This window comes from Actinoplanes sp. NPDC049118 (assembly GCF_040648555.1).
GTDB lineage: Bacteria > Actinomycetota > Actinomycetes > Mycobacteriales > Micromonosporaceae > Actinoplanes.
The window spans coordinates 110,978-126,589 of the sequence record NZ_JBEZDY010000017.1; the positions used below are offsets into that span (position 1 = coordinate 110,978).

Annotated in this window: 15 protein-coding genes and 1 pseudogene; 9 read left to right on the forward strand and 7 right to left on the reverse strand. The window is 68.2% G+C overall.

What is annotated here, in order from left to right; all coding sequences use genetic code 11:
* Positions 1 to 4: 4 nt before the first annotated feature.
* From AB0B58_RS26480 to AB0B58_RS26495, 4 genes and pseudogenes are all read right to left on the reverse strand, one after another.
* Positions 5 to 487, reverse strand: a complete 483-nt coding sequence (locus AB0B58_RS26480; RefSeq protein ID WP_360228847.1) for a PCC domain-containing protein — start codon at positions 485 to 487, stop codon at positions 5 to 7.
* Complete coding sequence (locus tag AB0B58_RS26485) at positions 487 to 1,551, reverse strand: asparaginase (RefSeq protein WP_360228849.1); 1,065 nt, start codon at positions 1,549 to 1,551, stop codon at positions 487 to 489. Before AB0B58_RS26485 ends, AB0B58_RS26480 begins: the two co-directional genes overlap by 1 nt.
* 45 nt (positions 1,552 to 1,596) lie before the next feature.
* Complete coding sequence (locus AB0B58_RS26490; protein WP_360229019.1) at positions 1,597 to 2,676, reverse strand: XRE family transcriptional regulator; 1,080 nt, start codon at positions 2,674 to 2,676, stop codon at positions 1,597 to 1,599.
* A gap of 243 nt (positions 2,677 to 2,919) precedes the next feature.
* Positions 2,920 to 3,102, reverse strand: a pseudogene (locus tag AB0B58_RS26495) (helix-turn-helix transcriptional regulator); the annotation flags it as partial.
* Between the two features lie 255 nt (positions 3,103 to 3,357).
* Between AB0B58_RS26495 and AB0B58_RS26500 the strand changes: the two are divergent.
* Positions 3,358 to 3,927 carry a CYTH domain-containing protein gene (locus AB0B58_RS26500; protein ID WP_360228852.1) on the forward strand — a complete coding sequence of 190 codons (570 nt, stop codon included), beginning with the start codon at positions 3,358 to 3,360 and terminating at the stop codon, positions 3,925 to 3,927.
* Here AB0B58_RS26500 and AB0B58_RS26505 read toward each other — a convergent pair.
* Genes AB0B58_RS26505 through AB0B58_RS26515 form a run of 3 tightly spaced genes read right to left on the reverse strand, consistent with a single transcriptional unit; the run spans position 3,924 to position 6,448 of the window.
* Positions 3,924 to 4,724 carry an endonuclease/exonuclease/phosphatase family protein gene (locus tag AB0B58_RS26505; protein WP_360228855.1) on the reverse strand — a complete coding sequence of 267 codons (801 nt, stop codon included), beginning with the start codon at positions 4,722 to 4,724 and terminating at the stop codon, positions 3,924 to 3,926. The two genes, AB0B58_RS26500 and AB0B58_RS26505, sit on opposite strands and share 4 nt — an antisense overlap.
* An 18-nt stretch (positions 4,725 to 4,742) precedes the next feature.
* Positions 4,743 to 5,342 (reverse strand): dTMP kinase, encoded by a 600-nt coding sequence (gene tmk / locus AB0B58_RS26510; protein ID WP_360228858.1) that lies wholly within the window; start codon positions 5,340 to 5,342, stop codon positions 4,743 to 4,745.
* On the reverse strand, positions 5,339 to 6,448 hold the full coding sequence (locus tag AB0B58_RS26515; RefSeq protein ID WP_360228862.1) for a radical SAM protein: 1,110 nt from the start codon (positions 6,446 to 6,448) through the stop codon (positions 5,339 to 5,341). The genes tmk and AB0B58_RS26515 overlap by 4 nt, the downstream gene beginning before the upstream one ends.
* A 662-nt stretch (positions 6,449 to 7,110) precedes the next feature.
* Between AB0B58_RS26515 and AB0B58_RS26520 the strand changes: the two genes are divergently transcribed.
* The 8 genes from AB0B58_RS26520 to AB0B58_RS26555 all read left to right on the forward strand — a co-directional run bounded on the left by AB0B58_RS26520 (position 7,111) and on the right by AB0B58_RS26555 (position 15,432).
* Positions 7,111 to 8,637, forward strand: a complete 1,527-nt coding sequence (locus AB0B58_RS26520; RefSeq protein WP_360228865.1) for a hypothetical protein — start codon at positions 7,111 to 7,113, stop codon at positions 8,635 to 8,637.
* Between the two features lie 20 nt (positions 8,638 to 8,657).
* Positions 8,658 to 9,314, forward strand: a complete 657-nt coding sequence (locus tag AB0B58_RS26525) for a hypothetical protein (RefSeq protein WP_360228868.1) — start codon at positions 8,658 to 8,660, stop codon at positions 9,312 to 9,314.
* Positions 9,311 to 10,093: a methyltransferase domain-containing protein gene (locus AB0B58_RS26530; protein ID WP_360228871.1), complete on the forward strand. Its 783-nt coding sequence runs from the start codon at positions 9,311 to 9,313 to the stop codon at positions 10,091 to 10,093. Before AB0B58_RS26525 ends, AB0B58_RS26530 begins: the two co-directional genes overlap by 4 nt.
* Positions 10,090 to 10,956, forward strand: coding sequence for a hypothetical protein (locus tag AB0B58_RS26535; protein WP_360228874.1), 867 nt, complete (start codon positions 10,090 to 10,092; stop codon positions 10,954 to 10,956). Before AB0B58_RS26530 ends, AB0B58_RS26535 begins: the two co-directional genes overlap by 4 nt.
* A gap of 562 nt (positions 10,957 to 11,518) precedes the next feature.
* Positions 11,519 to 12,175: a GPP34 family phosphoprotein gene (locus AB0B58_RS26540; RefSeq protein WP_360228877.1), complete on the forward strand. Its 657-nt coding sequence runs from the start codon at positions 11,519 to 11,521 to the stop codon at positions 12,173 to 12,175.
* A gap of 112 nt (positions 12,176 to 12,287) precedes the next feature.
* Positions 12,288 to 13,814 (forward strand): APC family permease, encoded by a 1,527-nt coding sequence (locus AB0B58_RS26545; RefSeq protein ID WP_360228880.1) that lies wholly within the window; start codon positions 12,288 to 12,290, stop codon positions 13,812 to 13,814.
* Complete coding sequence (locus AB0B58_RS26550; protein ID WP_360228883.1) at positions 13,811 to 14,470, forward strand: GNAT family N-acetyltransferase; 660 nt, start codon at positions 13,811 to 13,813, stop codon at positions 14,468 to 14,470. Before AB0B58_RS26545 ends, AB0B58_RS26550 begins: the two co-directional genes overlap by 4 nt.
* Positions 14,471 to 14,505: 35 nt before the next feature.
* Positions 14,506 to 15,432 (forward strand): hypothetical protein, encoded by a 927-nt coding sequence (locus tag AB0B58_RS26555; protein ID WP_360228886.1) that lies wholly within the window; start codon positions 14,506 to 14,508, stop codon positions 15,430 to 15,432.
* Positions 15,433 to 15,612: the final 180 nt, after the last annotated feature.

Below are 15,612 nucleotides of genomic sequence, written 5' to 3' on the forward strand. Positions count from 1 at the left end.
GTCCTTATTGCATGGGCCCCACTTCGGCCTCGCCGATTTTCATTAGTGGCACGTCGTAGAGTTGCGGCTGCCTTTCACGGCGTAAAACGGGCGCCGCGACCTCGACGATGATCATCTCGGTGAGGAACTGGACGGTGGCGTCGAGCAAGTGGCTGGTATGGGCCGTCGCGCTGTACTGCTTCAGCCCGACGCTGAGGTGAATATGCGGTGCGACGCGGCCGGCGGCGTCGTCCCAGGCCAGGGTGCCGCCTCCTATGGCCTCGACGTTGGTGAGCTGGACGCGGGACCACACCGGCGCTTGGGGATTGTCCAGCCGCTCGCAGGTGCCGACGAGGTCGGCAGTAGCGAAGCCGGCAATGAACATCGGGATGTAGCCCTGGCGGATGTCGTTGTCAGCGCAGGTCTGCTGCAGGGCGGTGTAGAAGTCCTCCCCGTGGTCGAACACCACGACGAACGTGCGGCCGGTCGTTACCTTGCTTGATTGCATCACTGTCCGCCGAGCGCAGTTGGTGACGGTGTGGCTGCCGGCCAGGGCCAGTTGTTGTGGTCGCCGAGGCCGCCGGCCGCGGCAAAGGTCGCGGTGATCTGCTCGTGATCCGCGCCAGCCGCGAGTGCCAGTAAGAGCAGGACTCGGGCCTTGTAGGGGTCAAGCAGGCCGGCAGGGACGAGGCCGCGTTCGATCAGGTCGCGTTCGGAGCCCGCGAAACCGTACGTCGATGCTAGGACCGGGCCGCTGCCAGTGCGCGAGGTGAGCACGACGGGGATCCGCCCGGCGGTCTTGGTCAGGATGGGAAGCCAGGACTCTGGGGTGTGGCCGACGCCGAATCCGGCCACGATTAGCCCATCGACGTTGTCCGCGATGGTTTCCAGCAACGCGCCGTCGTCGCCGAGCGTCGCGGTGTATAGCGCGACCCGCGGCAGTGGGCTGGTGGGTGCTGGCAGGGTGTACCGGCCAGCGGGAGGGTTGACGATCACGGTTCTGCCTTCGATGAGGTAGCCGAGAGGGCCACCGTTCGGCGAGACGAACGTCGCCAGGCTGGTCGAGTGCGTCTTGCGGACGCGGTGTGCGGTGTGGATCTCGTCGGCCAGGACGACCAGGCAGCCGAGGTTGCGGGCTGCGGTACTGGCGGCGACCAGTATCGCCGCGAGTAGGTTCGCTGGCCCGTCGGCACCGGCGAGCGTCGGGTTGCGCATGGCCCCGGTGACCACGATCGGTTGTGGCCCACGGTGCAAGAGCCCGAGGACGTAGGCGCTCTCCTCGATCGTGTCAGTCCCCTGGGTCACTACCACCCCGGTGACCCCGGCGGCCAAACTTCGGTCGATTTTGGCGGTCAGCTCGGCGAGATCGGCGATGGTCAGGGAAGCGCCTGGTTTACTGCGGAAGGTCAGGACGTCGATCTCGATGCCGGCGTCTTCGAGGCCGGGAACTGCGTCGACGAGTTGCCGGGCACTCAGCGACGGTGTCACGCCGCCGGCCGTGCTGGTGGTCATCGCGATGGTGCCGCCCAAGGCGACAACGAGGACGCGCGGTGGGCTGTCGCTAGCAGACAAAGGTGCGGATCTCCTCTCCAACCATGCAACTGGGCGATCATGAACTTAGTCGGCATAGTGGCCGCTCTTGGCTAGAAATCGGCATGCTTGATCGACGCCGTCCAGGGACAGCAGGCGGCTGCGCGGCTGCGCGAGGCCTGCAGTGCCGTGCAGGGCCAGCTCGCTGCACCGGGTGGTCAGCCAGGCCCAGTCCAGATCCAGGTAGGCGGCCAGGTTCCGCAGCCGTTCGTGCGGGGAAGGCGCGGCGATCACGCAATGGTTGATCGCATGGCCGGTCGCGTCGCGGTAGGTGTGCAAGGTGGCGCGATCGTCCGCGACGTCGACGTACCAAATCCCGTCGGCACCGACCCACGTAGCGGTAATTGCCTGGCTATGCCGATCGGTAACGAACCCAGCCGTGCCGGCGAGTTCAGGGGCATCGGTGATCGCGGTATGGATGCCGCAGGATTCCATCAGGGCTACGGCGAGCAGGAGCAGAGCACGCTCGCCGGCCGGGGAGTCAGCGACCGCGTCGCTAGGGATGCAGAACACCCGCACGATCGGGTCACCGCCCGACGGCATCCCACCCGAGGTTTCCCTCAGATAATCGTATTTGTGGGTAAACAGAAGCCAGGTCGCGGCTTCCTCACCACGCTGCTCCCGAGTCCAGAACACCGGCGTATCGGTAAGGCGAGTGGCGTGCCTTCGGATGTGATCGGCGCAAAATTGCGAACCCAGCCACATGCGACCGGCGGTGCTTGCGTCGGTGACCAGGTCGCGGCTGACCGCTGACTTGCTCATCCGCGCGTAGCCGTAGCTGTCGGCAAGGCCGGCAGCGAGTAGCGCATCATCAGCTAGCAGCGCTGCGTCGAAATTTGCCACGGCCCACAGCAACGCCAAGGTGAGTTGATCAAGGTGGTAGGCACGGGGGATGAGCAGCCGGGCGTCCGGTGCCGCCCCGCGCAGATTCCGGCGAGCCTGTCTGCTGTCCAGGACGTACGCCGTTGGGCGAGGATCAGCGGTCTGTCCCACGACGAGCGCACGCCCGGGGTGCAGCATGAAGGGGTCGTCGGCGTACTGGTGTGGCACCCGTGTCACCACCTGCTCTCCCAGCACGGCTGGAAAGGTCTGGGCAGGGATGGCCATCGTGGGAAACCACTGTCCGGGCGGCGTCCAGAGAGTACAGTCCGCGCTTGCCGTGGAGTCGCTAGGAGTGCCGACTCGGTCTGACCGGACCAGGGCACCCATCGTTGCCGGCCGCCACGGCGACTGCCCCTGAGCCTGTGGAGAGGGCGATCGGGACATCGCTGAGACTTGGCTAATGCCAGCGATCCGCTGCCGGTTGAGTGCAGCGCAGATTCGGTCATATTCCGCGCTGAGTAAGCCGCCGGTGCCGAGGATCTCATCGCAGCGTTGCCAGAAGGCACGGCTAATTCGTTGCCGGCCCCGTTCCACGTTGGCGATTGTGCTCCGACCAAAATGGGTCAGAGGCGCGAGAGTTTCCTGGGTATGGCTGCAAGCCTTTCGGTGCTCGGCTAGTCGGCGACCGAGTTCCCGCCACTGCGCGTCCATCTCGGGTGCACCATCGGGAGGCACTTGACCTCCTCCCGATGCTGGCCTGGAACCTCTATGCCATCAAGCCGCGCCCTCGCCGCTTAGGCGCAAGCGGGCGGCCCGGGTGGACCGTGCCGATCGGACTGTAGTGCACGACGGTGACGCGTTGGACACTCACAGGTTAGTTCCGACAATTCTCCGACAATTTCCCGACGCTGCCGCGTCCTGCCGAGCGGGCCGCGAAGCCCGCGGGAGCACCTATGCTCTGCGCCCATGGTCAGTCAACGCATTGGGCACCACCTTGAGGTCGAGGCCAAATATCGCGTCGTCGATCTTCGTGGGCTGATCGCGGCGCTCACCGAGCGGGATGTCGTGTTGTCTGGTCCATGCGCCCAGGACGACCAGGCGTTCGCGCCGGCCTGGTGGTCGTACGGAATGTCAAAAGTCGGGGTGCCGTTCGCACGTCTCCGTACGCAGGACGGCCGGCATCTGTTCACGGTGAAGAAGCCGATCGACAATGAGATGGCGTGCCTGGAACACGAGTGTGTGATCTCGGACCGTGAGGCGATGGAGGCCGCCTTGGGCGTGATGGGCTGGGTGCCGACGGTCCGGATCGTCAAGCAGCGCCGAACCGGTGGCTGGGGCGGCGTTGCCGTGTGCGTGGATGTCATCGACGGGCTCGGCACGTTCGTCGAGGTGGAGTGCGTGGTCAGCTGCGCGGATTCGGGCGAGCGGGTGCAGGCTGAACTCGACGCGCTGGTGCGTTCGCTGGGTGTGCCGGTCCAGCGTGTCACGGACACCTACGACACGCTGATCCGGAACATGACGAGCACGGCCGGTTAGAACAAGGTTCGTGCGGCCGATGTCAGGTCCGTTGTCGGCAGCAGCCGTGGTGCCGCCGTCGCCATCGTGAACGCGATGGCGTCGTGATCGGAGAGGCCCGTTGTGCGGGGGTCTTCCAGGTGGCGGTAGCTGACCGCGGCCACGGTGACGGCGTCCCCAGTGTGGAAGTAGTCGAAGCGGTATCCGTTGCCGCCTCGGCCGTACCAGCTGTGCACCTGGTCACCGGGGTGCAAGTGCTGGTGGACATCGGTCAACCCGAGGTCGGCTAGCTGGTCAAGGAATGCGTACTCGAATGCCTGGAACGCCGGATAGGTCGGGGTGTGGCCGCGGTGGATCACGTTGTAGTCGCCGGTGAGGACCAGGCGACGGCGCTCGTGGGCAGGGATCTCGGCCACTGCCTCGATCGTGCTGCTCAGGAAGGCCTTCTTCTTGGCGACCTTGGCTGGTGCCCGGTCACTGGATGGCACGTAGATCCCGAGCAGGGTGACTGGAGGGTCGGTATCGAGGGTGACCGCGACGGCTCGGCCGGGCAGGGAGATGCGGTCGGTGAGCTCCGATCGAAGTGTGGCAGGGACGCGGCTGATGAGGGCGCAGCCGCGGTCCCCATCGGGCGACGGACGGTACGCGACCAGCAGTCCTGCCTCGTGGCAGCGGTCGAGTAGATAGGCGGTGCCGGGACCGTTGCTGGTCTCGGTGAGCACGATCGTGTGATCGTCTCGGGCGGCCAGCCAGTCAAGGATGCGCCCGGCGCGTGGCACCGCGGCGGCTTGGAGGTTGAGCGTGAGCAGCGACAGCACGCCAGCAGTCCTATCAGATCAGCAAGCAGGGCTGATGAGGGAGCCGAGGATGTCCGCGACGACCTGATCAGGTCGTCTGCCGGCGCAGTCGATGGTGTGCTGCCGCCACTGTTGATCGGCCAGGAAGTCCCTCGCCTCGCGGTAGAGAGACAGCTCGCGTTCCGGTGAGCCGCTGGCTTCCAAACGCGACAGCACGGGGCGTCGGGCGAGGCGGTCGCGGATCGTGGCGGGATCGTCCTCGAGGTAGACGACGGTGGCCGGCAACGCGTACCGGTTGTAGGACCAGATTTCGTCGAGGTCGAGGCCGTCGATGCGCTGCAGGACCAGCGAGGACGGCACGTATCGCGCCGTGACCACGTGCCGGCCGTCGTCGAGCTGCGGGATGATCTCGGTGTCTACGTGTGCGGCCCGGTCGGCAGCCAATGCGAGGGCCAACGCTCGGCCGTGTAGGAGGCTCTCCTGCCGGCGCAGCAACTGCCCTAACGGGGTACGGGTCGGCTCGCTGGTCAGGTGCACCCCGAAGTCTCCGATCGCGGCGAGCTGGTCAGCTAGTAGCTCCGCGATCGTGGTCTTGCCGACCGCGTTCGGTCCCTCGATCGCGATAAACAGCGCCGTCATCGGGCCACGCCGACCAGCGGCAACCGCGGCCTGTGGCGCGGTTCTACGACTGGGCACTGTTCGGCATCGACGTCACCGATGAGGCCCCCTCGCGCCACCACGGCCGCCGGGCAGCCCTTGCCGCAGCTGGCACTGAGCGCGCAGCCGCCGCAGGTCGGGTTGTCGCCGACCATGAATCGCTGGTGGAAGTCGTATTCATCCAGAGTGCTGGTGACCGTGTCGTGCGGCCCGAGAATGTTGCCGGCCAGGAACTCCGTGTCCTGGTACATCGACGCCGGGGTGCGCGCGGCGAACACGAGGTAGGGGCAGACCGCCACCTGTCCGTCGGTGAACACGTATATGAGCCGGCCCGCATCGCAGCCGCCCAGTGGCAGGGTGTCGTTCGGGAAACGGATCTGCACCACGTCGAGCTGATCGGCGAACCGGTCCGTCACCGCCTGAATGGCTCGCATGGCATCGGTGTCGGCCGCGAGCCTGCCCTGACTCTTCACGCCCCGTCCGAACGACGACAGCGGATTCATCAGCACATACTGGGCGCCGATCTCCAAAGCGAACGCGCATAGATCGGCGAACTCGTCCGGCCGGGTCAGCGCATTCGGCGTCGACAGCAGGCCCTGCAACAGTCCGGCCGCGGCGAACTTACGCGTCGTGGCCATCGTCGTCTCGAACGACGTCCTGCTCCCCCGGAACTTGCCGTGGCTCTCGGGCCGGAAACCGTCGAACGACACGTTGACGTGCACCCCGCCTAGTTGTGCGAGCTCGGCAATCTGCGCGTCGCTGGTCTGCGTCGCGTTCGTGCACAGCCCGAGCGGCAGGCCGGACTCGATCACGGCACGGCACATCGCTAGTAGATCCGGATGCACGAACGGCTCGCCCCCGGTCAAGGTCATTCGCTCCACTCGGGCGCGCACTAACCGGGGCAGCACTTCATTGGTGAATGCCGCGAGCGGCATATCCGCGCCGGCCTGTGTCGACGAGACAAAACAATGGGCGCAATGCAGATTGCACCTTTCGGTGATCTGCACCAGTGCTTTGCGGCCCCCGCCGCCGACCGAGGTGCGGAAGTAGCACGACGATGCGTGCGTGTCGACAATCAAACGCTTCATAGACGACTCCCGCCGATATAGAGGCCGGCCTCCAGCCGTCTCGCCAGGCATCCCACAGACACCACCTTGAGTCGACCACGGCCCTCGTGATGTCGGAAAGCGTCGGCGTGCAGCTCCGACATTCTCCGACAGCAACGGGGCATCGCCGTCATTGATCGCCAACCCTGCGCTGGGCGGTAGACGTGCAGGTAGGCCCACCTGCGAAATACCATGTGCTCAATCTCTGCACTGCGTCGACGTCGTTTCCGTGGCGACGGGTGGTTGGCCAGTCGGTGACGCCGACGTGAATACAAATCCGAAGCCCGAACGAGTCAGGGTCGATGTCGGAACTTTGTCGATCCACGCCTCCGACACTTCCCGACATGTCTATCAAGGACGTTAGCTGATCCAGTAACTGAATCAGCACACGAGAAGTACCACCGAAACACGCACCCGGGGAGACGCCGCACGTGTCCGGTCTTCCGGCCTCCATTGCACCGCAGTCACCGTGCTGCCCCTTGGCCGGCTGTTTCTTCGACTCGACCGTGGTTCAGCGCAGACGCCCTGCCACGGCGCACACATCGCCGGTCTGCCGTGCCCGGTAAGGCGGGCGGCACCACACAACGCGGTCGATACGCGGGCGCGGTCTTGGCCCTGGGAACAACGTCGCTTTAGGAGAATCGATGATCACTGCTGAGGCGCCGCCGGTGACCCGCAAGCAGCTCAGCGCGCCAGCTGCGGCCAGCCTGCTCGTCTGCGCCGATGCCGCTGACGGGCCCGCCCTGACCGTGCAGGTCATCGAATCTATGGCGCAGATGGGCCCGGTAAAGGCCAGCGAGGGCCCCGCCACTGACGTCCGGCTGCGCCTTCCCGGCAACGCCCGGATTCGGGTCACCGTGACGCCCCCGGCGCGACCGGAGGCGCACCCGAGCGCGACGATGCTGGTAACGGCGGTGGTCGAGGATCCGGGAGAGCTGGGCGCCGCCCAGCTCGCGGAGGTCCTCGCCGCGGTGGAGCGGATCGGGTTGACCAATCGGGAGATGCGGGCGCTTCACGAGCAGATGCCGTTGACGGCGACGATGCCGGACTTCCTTCCCCGGCGGTGCCTGGCCAGGATAGCCCCGGTGCTCACGGTGCACCACATGACCGACTTCCTCGTGATGGTCGACGCGACCCAGGCCATGGGCGTGCCATCGGATGTGATCACCGTGCTGGACAAGGGCTACCGATACCGGCACACCGGGCGGGTTGACGCGCATCTGCGCCGCGCCGGCATCCGAGTATGGCCGTGGACACGCGCGAGCGAGGCTCTGGCCGATCACGCCGCCCGGGCGAGGCGTGCCGGGCGGGTCGGGATGCTGGTGGACGACGGCGGCTATTCCCTGCCGGTCCTGCTCGACGCGCATCCGGAACTGGTGGACGCGTTCGCCGGGTTAGTGGAGCAGACGACGTCCGGAATCACCAAGCTGGAGCGCTTCGGTGATGCCCTGCCGATGCCGGTCTTCTCGGTGGCCGAGTCCCGACTCAAGGCGACGATCGAGCCGTTCGGGGTGGCTGACGCCGCGGTCCGCAACGTGCTGGCGTTGCTGCCGGATGAGAAGTTCGAGGGTCAACCCGCGCTGGTGCTGGGGTACGGCCGCATCGGTGAACAGATTGCCGAGTTGCTGCGGGACCGGCGGATGCGGGTCGCGGTCTTCGACCAAGCGTTGGTGCGGACGGTGGCCGCGCACGAGCGCGGCTTCGTCACCGGCCGCCGGCTGCATGATCTGCTCGCCGCCCATCAGCCGCTGCTGATCATAGGTTCTACCGGGCGGACGTCGCTACACGGGGAACACGCCACCGCCCTGCGCCGCGACTGCTACCTCGTGTCGACGACCTCCCGCAACACCGAGTTCGCCCTGGCCGACCTACAGGAAGCAGCCCGCTCAGTGTCGGACGCTGGCGTAGTCGGAATGCGGCTGCACTTCGGGCACGGGCCGACCGTCACCGTGGTCGGCGACGGCATGCCGATCAACTTCCACTACGCCGAAAGCATGCCGAACAAGTACGCCGACCTGGTGCTGGCCAGCCTGCTGGTGGGCATGGCCACGCTCGCCCGCGCCGACCGCGGTGGCCTGAGCAGCGGGCACAATGTCGCAGCCACCGATCGCATCCTGGAGAGCTGCGGTCTGCTGGAGCGCTACTACACCCGGTTCGGGCCACGATCATGACCGGCACGAGCCGCGAGCGGGTGTTCGCCCACGCCGACCTCGGCGACCTGACGGCCGTGCGGGAGCCAGTGCTCCTGAGCACTGGCTCCCACCCCGGCGCCCATGGCCGCTGGGCCGGCCAGAGCGGCGCCGGCTCGGTGATCTGGTCGACGCCGATCAGCGACAACGTCGCCGAGCCGGCCGCGATCCGCCTCGCCGTGCGCCCGGGTGTGCGAACGGTGACCGTGGTGGCGGGCGCAGCAGACGATTCGCGGTGCGGATTGGCGTCGGCCTTCGCCGTCCATCTGGCCGAGGTTCGGGCCGCAACCTTCCTGGACGGTGTGTGGATCACTGCCGTTGACCGGCCGGGCCTGCGGCCTGGCTGGGTGCGGCTGCCACACCTTGTCACCACCACGACGGGCGGCGATCTGGATGACGCGGTGGTGTGGGAGCTGATGCCCGCCGCACTCGTGCCGCGCTGGCTCGGCGCCCCGCTTCCCGACCAGGCGTTCGTCGAGGCCCACCTAGACGCGTTGCTCGCCCTGCGCCGCGCCGCGCGCAACGGCCATCTTCCGGCGACCGCCGAGGGCCGCCACCTGGCGTCGTTACTGCGTGACCGGTACCTGTCGCTGCGGTTGGTCTACCAGCATCCGCACCTGTTCACCGCCCTGCTACCCGCCTTCGAAGGATCACGATGACCAACTCCTGGACCGAGGACCTCGCCGCCGCCTACGCCCGCCACACCGGCGGCCTGCGGGGCGCGCTGCGCCACGCCCTGCTCTCCCGCGCCCTGCTCTTACACCTTCCCGCCACCCCGCAACGGCTGATCGACGTCGGCGGCGGCGCGGGACACCAGGCGCTCACGCTGGCCCGCGCCGGGCACCACGTCACGATCCTGGACCCGGACACAGCGATGCTCGACGAAGCCGCCGCAGCGCTAAAGAACGAGCCAGACACGGTCACCGACCGCGTCGTCCTGCACCCGGCTGGATGGGAAGACGCCCTCAGCATGTTCGAGCCGGGCAGCTTCGACGGTGTCCTCAACCACGGCGTGCTGATGTACGTGGATAAGCCGGAGGCGTTGCTGACCGTCCTGGTTCAGCTGGCCCGCCCCGGCGGCCTCCTGTCCATCATGACCAAGAACCAGCAGGTCCTCGCGATGCGGCCCGGGTTGCAGGGCCGCTGGGGTGACGCCCTCGCGGTCATCGACGCCGACACCGAGACCGGCAACCTCGGCGTTGCCAGCCGGGGCGACGACCCCGACACGGTCGCGGACATCCTCGCCAGCGCCGGAGCGCCCCTGGTGCGCTGGTACGGAGTCCGCGTCTTCACCGACCACCTCGCCGATGCCCCGGTCGGCGCGGACTTCGACGAAACCCTCGAAGCCGAATGGGCCGCCGGAAGCCGCGACCCCTACCGCCGAGTCGCGCGACTGTTCCACCTCGTCGCCCAACGCGACACGGAGAACCAGCCATGACGTCCCTCGCCGCGGCCCCCGCACCGGAGACAAGGCGGTGGCGGCTGAGCGTGCCCGGTGCCGCGCTCACCGCCCGCCACTACTGCCAGCCAGCCTGCTTCGGGTACCACGCCGCATGGCGGATCTGCCGCCGTACCGGGCTCAAGGGCAATCCGCGCTGGCACGTCGGCTTCTACCGGACCGCCCTCGACGCTCACGCGCTGCCCGCTGGCCGGCTGCTGCGGGTGTTGATCTGCGCCGCCTCCGACGAGACGATGCTCGCCGTCCTCGCACGGCTGCTGCCCGCACACCGCCTGGAGGTCAGGCTCGTCGACGCCTGCCGGACGCCACTGCTGCTCGCCGCGGCGTACGCACGCCGCCACCACCTCACCCTGACCACCGTGCAAGCCCACGCACCGAACCTGCCCGACCTTGATCAGTTCGACCTGATCGCCACCGACGGGCTGCTGTCCCTTCTGCCGCACCGGGCAGACGCCGACGCCCTGCTGGCCCGGCTCGCCGCCGCGCTGCACCCGGACGGCCTGCTGCTCTACACCACCCGCCTGGCCGGCACCGGCGGCGTCCTTGAGTACGACCGTGCCGGCCGAGCGCTGCAGTCGGCCGCCTTCCGCGCACTCTGGCGTGGCCCCACCGAGCAACGCCGAAAGCTCGCCGAAGAGGCGTGGCAACACCGATCCCGGCCCAACCCTTTCAGCAGCATGCGCGAGATCGCCGCCGCCTTCGGCGAGACCTTCTCCCAAGTCCGAGTGCACACCCGTACGCAGCCGGCCACGACCGCGCAACGCCTGCACCCCGCCGCTCGAAGAGGCGCCACCAGCGTCAGCGTCGGCGTCGCCGCCGCTGCCCCCCGGAGCCAACCATGACCTCTCCTACGAACGGTCAGGTGACCCGGCGAAATCCGGGTGCGCCCTCGCTTACCACCGGGAGGCTCTGGACCCGCCCTTCCTCGACCGTGCCCCATCCGCCACCTCGTTTAGGAGGCATCGTCATGCACATCGCCCACGCCCGCTTCCTCAAACCCGGAGGGTTCCTCGAAGGGTGCTGGCGGATATGACCTATCCGCGTCGACCATCTGGGCGTTCGGTACACGACGATCAGGCCGGGCCCCGCCACGCCGCGGATCCCGACATCGCGCCGGGCATGCGGCCCGCCAGGCCTCAGACCGATCACACGCGGCCAGGCGAGCAGCCCGACGGCTACGGCGTTCGGCCGGTACAACCCGCTGGTCCCGGCCACCGGGAACCGCTAGTCCGAGCGCCGCAACCGTCCGTGTATCCAGCCGCACGCACTCACCAGGAACTGCTGCCACCGGGACAGCATCCGTCCGGGCGGTCCCCGGCATGGCACGGCCACCGACCGGGCAGGCCTGCCACCGATGAGACGGCGACGTTCTCGACGGTCGGTGAAGCGGAGCCGCCGCGCGCAGTGCCGACCCGTCAGCTCGCCGACGACCTGTTCTTCATCGCACTCGACGATCGCACCGGCCTGCTGCGCGTGCACGGCGACGTTGTCGGGTCGGTCTTGGCCGGAGCGCTTCTCGTCGAGCTGGCGCTCGGCGAGTGGATCGAAGTGTTGGACGAGTCCGTGGAGCTGACCGGAGATGCTCTGCTGCGGCGAAAAGTGCCGTTGGACTCGTTGGCGCACAAGATTCTCGACACGGTCCTCGGCCAGCCTGACCTACTGTCTCCCCGGGAGTGGATCGTGTTCCTGGCCGGCAGCGCGGAGCGGGAGGTCGCCGACCGGCTCGCACGCTCGAACCAGATCTCCATCGAACGACGCCGCCGTGGCCTGAGCCGAGGCACCGCGTACCAGCCTGCGGAGATCAACAACGCGGCCTGGCCACGCGCCAGGCTCTCGGAGCACTGCCGCTCCCGCCGGGATCTGGACGTCTACGACGTCGTGCTGGCCGGCTTGTGTCACGCCTCCGGCCTGCTGCACAACGTTCTCGACGCGGCGCCGGCCGGGACGTACGAGCAGGCGATGCAGCAGGTCCATGCCCGGCTGCGGCCGTTTCCATCTGTGGTTGCCCTGCTGGATGCGGTGGAGAACAGGGTCACCGCGGACGCGGCGACGCTGGCCTGACCAGTGCCCCGGAACCGGCCCTACGGATCACCTCACCCCTGATCACAAACCCCTCGTCTTCTGGAGTCTCTCCGTGACAGCAATAGCTCCCCCAGCGCCAGCGATAAGTAACGTGAAATCAGGTCTGGCCCGTGGCCGGCTCGGTGTCTTCGCCGTCACCGCTCAGGTGATGGCGGCGGCGGCGCCGCTGACCGTCATCGCCGGCGGTGCGACCGGCGGGTTCGCCATCGCCCAGCAACGCGGTGTCCCGATCGCCTACATCGCCGTCGCCGTCATCCTCGGCATCTTCGCGTTGCCGTACGTGGCGGTGGCCCGGCAGCTTCCGAACGCGGGCGCGTTCTACGTCTATGTCACCGCCGGGCTCGGCCGAACCATGGGCGCCGTGACGGCGTTCCTCGCCGTGCTGGCGTACAACGCGATGCAGGTCGGCCTGTACGGCGGGCTCGGCTACGAGGCGTCGAAGTTCATGGCCACCTTCCTCCACCAGGATGTCGAATGGTGGGCCTGTGCGCTGGCCGCCTGGCTGGTGGTCGCGGTCTTCGGGCTGCTGCGCGTCGACTTCAGCGCCAGGTTGTTGGCGGTCCTGCTGATCGCGGAAGTCGCGATCTCCGTGGCGTTCGCCGTAGTGCAGGTGTCCCACCCGTACCAGGGCCAGGTCAGCTTCGAGACGCTGTCGCCGTCGCGGCTGCTGGAGGGCAGCGCCGGGGTGATGGCCACGATCGCGGTGGCCGGGTTCGTCGGCTTCGAAAACACCACGGTCTTCGCCGAGGAAACCCGGAATGCCCGCCGCACCGTGCCGCTCGCGACGTTCATCGCGCTGACGGTCATCGGCCTGCTCTACGGCGCCTGTGCCTGGGCGATGACCGTGGCCACCGGCCCGGACAACATCGTCGCGCAGGCCAGCGCCGAGGGCACCAACCTGATCTTCGCACTGGCCGGCGGGTTCCTGCCGTCGTTCGTCATCACCCTCGGGCATCTGCTGTTCGTGACCAGCCTGTTCGCGGCGCTGTTGTCGTTCCACAACACCTCGAACCGCTACTTCTACGCGATGGGCCGCGACGGGATGCTGCCCGCGGTGTTCGGCCGCACCGCGCAGCGCACGAAGTCCCCGTTCGCGGCGTCGCTGCTGCAGTCGGGCATCGCTCTGATCGTCATCCTCGGCTACGCGATCGCCGGCCTGGACCCGTACACGCAGCTGTTCTTCTGGATCACCGCGTCCGCCGGCCTCGGCGTGCTGGCCCTGATGGTGCTGACCTCGGTCGCAATGCTGGCCTACTTCGTCCGCCAGCGATCCCGGCGGCGGCGCGCCGAGAACACCGCCGAGCTGATCCGTGGTGTCCCCGGCCCGGCCGGTGCCACCCGCTCCACGGCAGATCAGATCAGCGTCTGGCGCGGGCTGATCTGCCCGGCCCTCGCCGCGGTCCTGCTGGCGGGCATCGGGTGGCAGACCGTCGCGAACTTCCACCTGCTGCTCGGTGTCGACCCGGACAACATGCTGCGCTGGTACTTCCCGGCCTCGCTTGCGGTGTTCGGCCTGCTGGGTGCCGTTGTCGCCCTGGTCCTCAAACTCGCCCGGCCAGCCGCGTACGAGCGGATCGGGAACGGCGTCACCCGCCCGAGCCGGCGAGGTGCCCGATGACCCTCACCGCGCAGCAGCGTGTGCCGGTCATCCGCCGCGCCGACCCGAGCGACGATCAGATCCTGATCATGCTGCTGGTGGCCGCGTTCTTCGACGGCGACCTCGCCCCGTACCTGATTCCCGAGGTCGCCGACCGCGCCAGCCGCTACTTCCCCTACTTCGAGATCATCACCGCGCACGCCCTCGCGCACGCCCACGTCGACCTGATCATGGACGCAGGTACGGACGCACCGCTGCCCGCCGCCGCCGCGATCTGGTACCCAGTCAGCGCCGACGGCCTCACCGCCGAGATCCCCGACTACGACGAGCAGCTGGCCGCCGCGGTCGGCCCCTACCTACCAGCATTCACGACGCTGGACAGCTCGATGCACCGGCACCACCCGACCGGCCGCGACCACGACTACCTGGCATTCCTAGCCGTACACCCCGTCCTACAGAGCAAGGGCCTGGGCAGCCGCCTCCTCGAGCACCACCACGCACACCTCGACTCTGCGCGCCGGCCCGCCTACCTGGAGGCGACCGGGCCACGCAACCACGCGCTGTACGAGCGCCACGGCTACACCCCCCTCGAACCGTTCCCCATCGCCGACGCCGGTCCGCTCCTGCATCCGATGTGGCGCCCCGGCGGCGAGCCCGGGAAGGGACATCACGAATGAGCCGCCAGCACCCGGCACGTCAACGCAGTTGCCCGATGATCGAGAACGGCACCCGTCACCTCGCGCCGCCGGCGCCTCCCGCACCGCGGGCCGGAAGCGACAACACCCGGCTTGACCTGTCGGCACTGCCTGCGGTGAGGCGCCGCGCGCGTTGCCTCCTGACCCGCCGCGAATACTCGGCACGGCTGCGGCTGCTCGCACAGGCTCTGAGCAGATTCGACCCGATCACCGCGCCGAACGATCAGCGCCTGGTCTGGACCGCGCTTGATTACCTTCAGGCGGCCGACCCTTGCTATATCGATGTGTGCGTTGGTCATCGCGGCGCCCGCGACGAGGACTTCCAGCTCAGCTGGTCGTTGTACGCCTACCGAGCCGCCGACCGCTGCTGCGGAACGCGCAGCGAGCTGTGGCTGAATGCCGCCTTCGCCCACGGAGAAGTCCTGACCGAACAGGGCCTCACCGTTGACGCGGTCACGGTGCAGCAGCGCCTGCTGCCCGTGTCGCGGCAGTTCGATCGCCGCCCTGAGCGGACCGCCCACGCGGGTCGGTCCCTGGCGAAGGCCCTGCACGCCGACGGCCGATGCACCGACGCCCACCACGAGATCAGCACCGCGCTGACCCGATGGCGACTTCACCCGAACCCATTCATCGACTCGGGCAAGTCGCTGCTCTTCGATTACCTGAGTCTGCTGGCCGGCTGCGGCCAGGAAGAACAAGCCCGCGCCGTGCTGGACGAGCACGGTGACCTGTTCGGTGCGCCTGGCAGCATCAACCGGGAATCCGCGATCTGGGTGACACTGATGCTCCAGCGCGACCTCGACCGCACACATCCGCCGATCTGCCAGCTGCGGCCGAGGCCGGCGACGCCCGTCGAGGACGACGACACCGCCATCGCCACGCGCGACTATTGGTACACGCTGCTTACCGACGGGCTGCCTGCCAGCAGCAGGGCGAGCCAGTGACCCGCATGGCGGTTACAGACGACTCCTCCCACGCGGCGACGCGTTCGCCTGGGCGGGAGCCTCCAGCAGCGCAGCCTCGCACGCGTTCTCGCCGTGCGGCGAACGCACTACTCCAGGCTGCGCTGACGGGCACTCGCCCTGCGCACGGTGCTTCCCAACAACGCAACAGAGAGCCACGGC

What these genes read in the sequence shown, in the direction of transcription:
- AB0B58_RS26480 (WP_360228847.1), bottom strand. Translation starts at nt 487, where the DNA reads ATGCAATCAAGCAAGGTAACGACCGGCCGCACGTTCGTCGTGGTGTTC.
- AB0B58_RS26490 (WP_360229019.1), bottom strand. Translation starts at nt 2,676, where the DNA reads ATGGCCATCCCTGCCCAGACCTTTCCAGCCGTGCTGGGAGAGCAGGTG.
- AB0B58_RS26500 (WP_360228852.1), top strand. Translation starts at nt 3,358, where the DNA reads ATGGTCAGTCAACGCATTGGGCACCACCTTGAGGTCGAGGCCAAATAT.
- tmk (WP_360228858.1), bottom strand. Translation starts at nt 5,342, where the DNA reads ATGACGGCGCTGTTTATCGCGATCGAGGGACCGAACGCGGTCGGCAAG.
- AB0B58_RS26515 (WP_360228862.1), bottom strand. Translation starts at nt 6,448, where the DNA reads ATGAAGCGTTTGATTGTCGACACGCACGCATCGTCGTGCTACTTCCGC.
- AB0B58_RS26520 (WP_360228865.1), top strand. Translation starts at nt 7,111, where the DNA reads ATGATCACTGCTGAGGCGCCGCCGGTGACCCGCAAGCAGCTCAGCGCG.
- AB0B58_RS26530 (WP_360228871.1), top strand. Translation starts at nt 9,311, where the DNA reads ATGACCAACTCCTGGACCGAGGACCTCGCCGCCGCCTACGCCCGCCAC.
- AB0B58_RS26535 (WP_360228874.1), top strand. Translation starts at nt 10,090, where the DNA reads ATGACGTCCCTCGCCGCGGCCCCCGCACCGGAGACAAGGCGGTGGCGG.
- AB0B58_RS26550 (WP_360228883.1), top strand. Translation starts at nt 13,811, where the DNA reads ATGACCCTCACCGCGCAGCAGCGTGTGCCGGTCATCCGCCGCGCCGAC.
- AB0B58_RS26555 (WP_360228886.1), top strand. Translation starts at nt 14,506, where the DNA reads ATGATCGAGAACGGCACCCGTCACCTCGCGCCGCCGGCGCCTCCCGCA.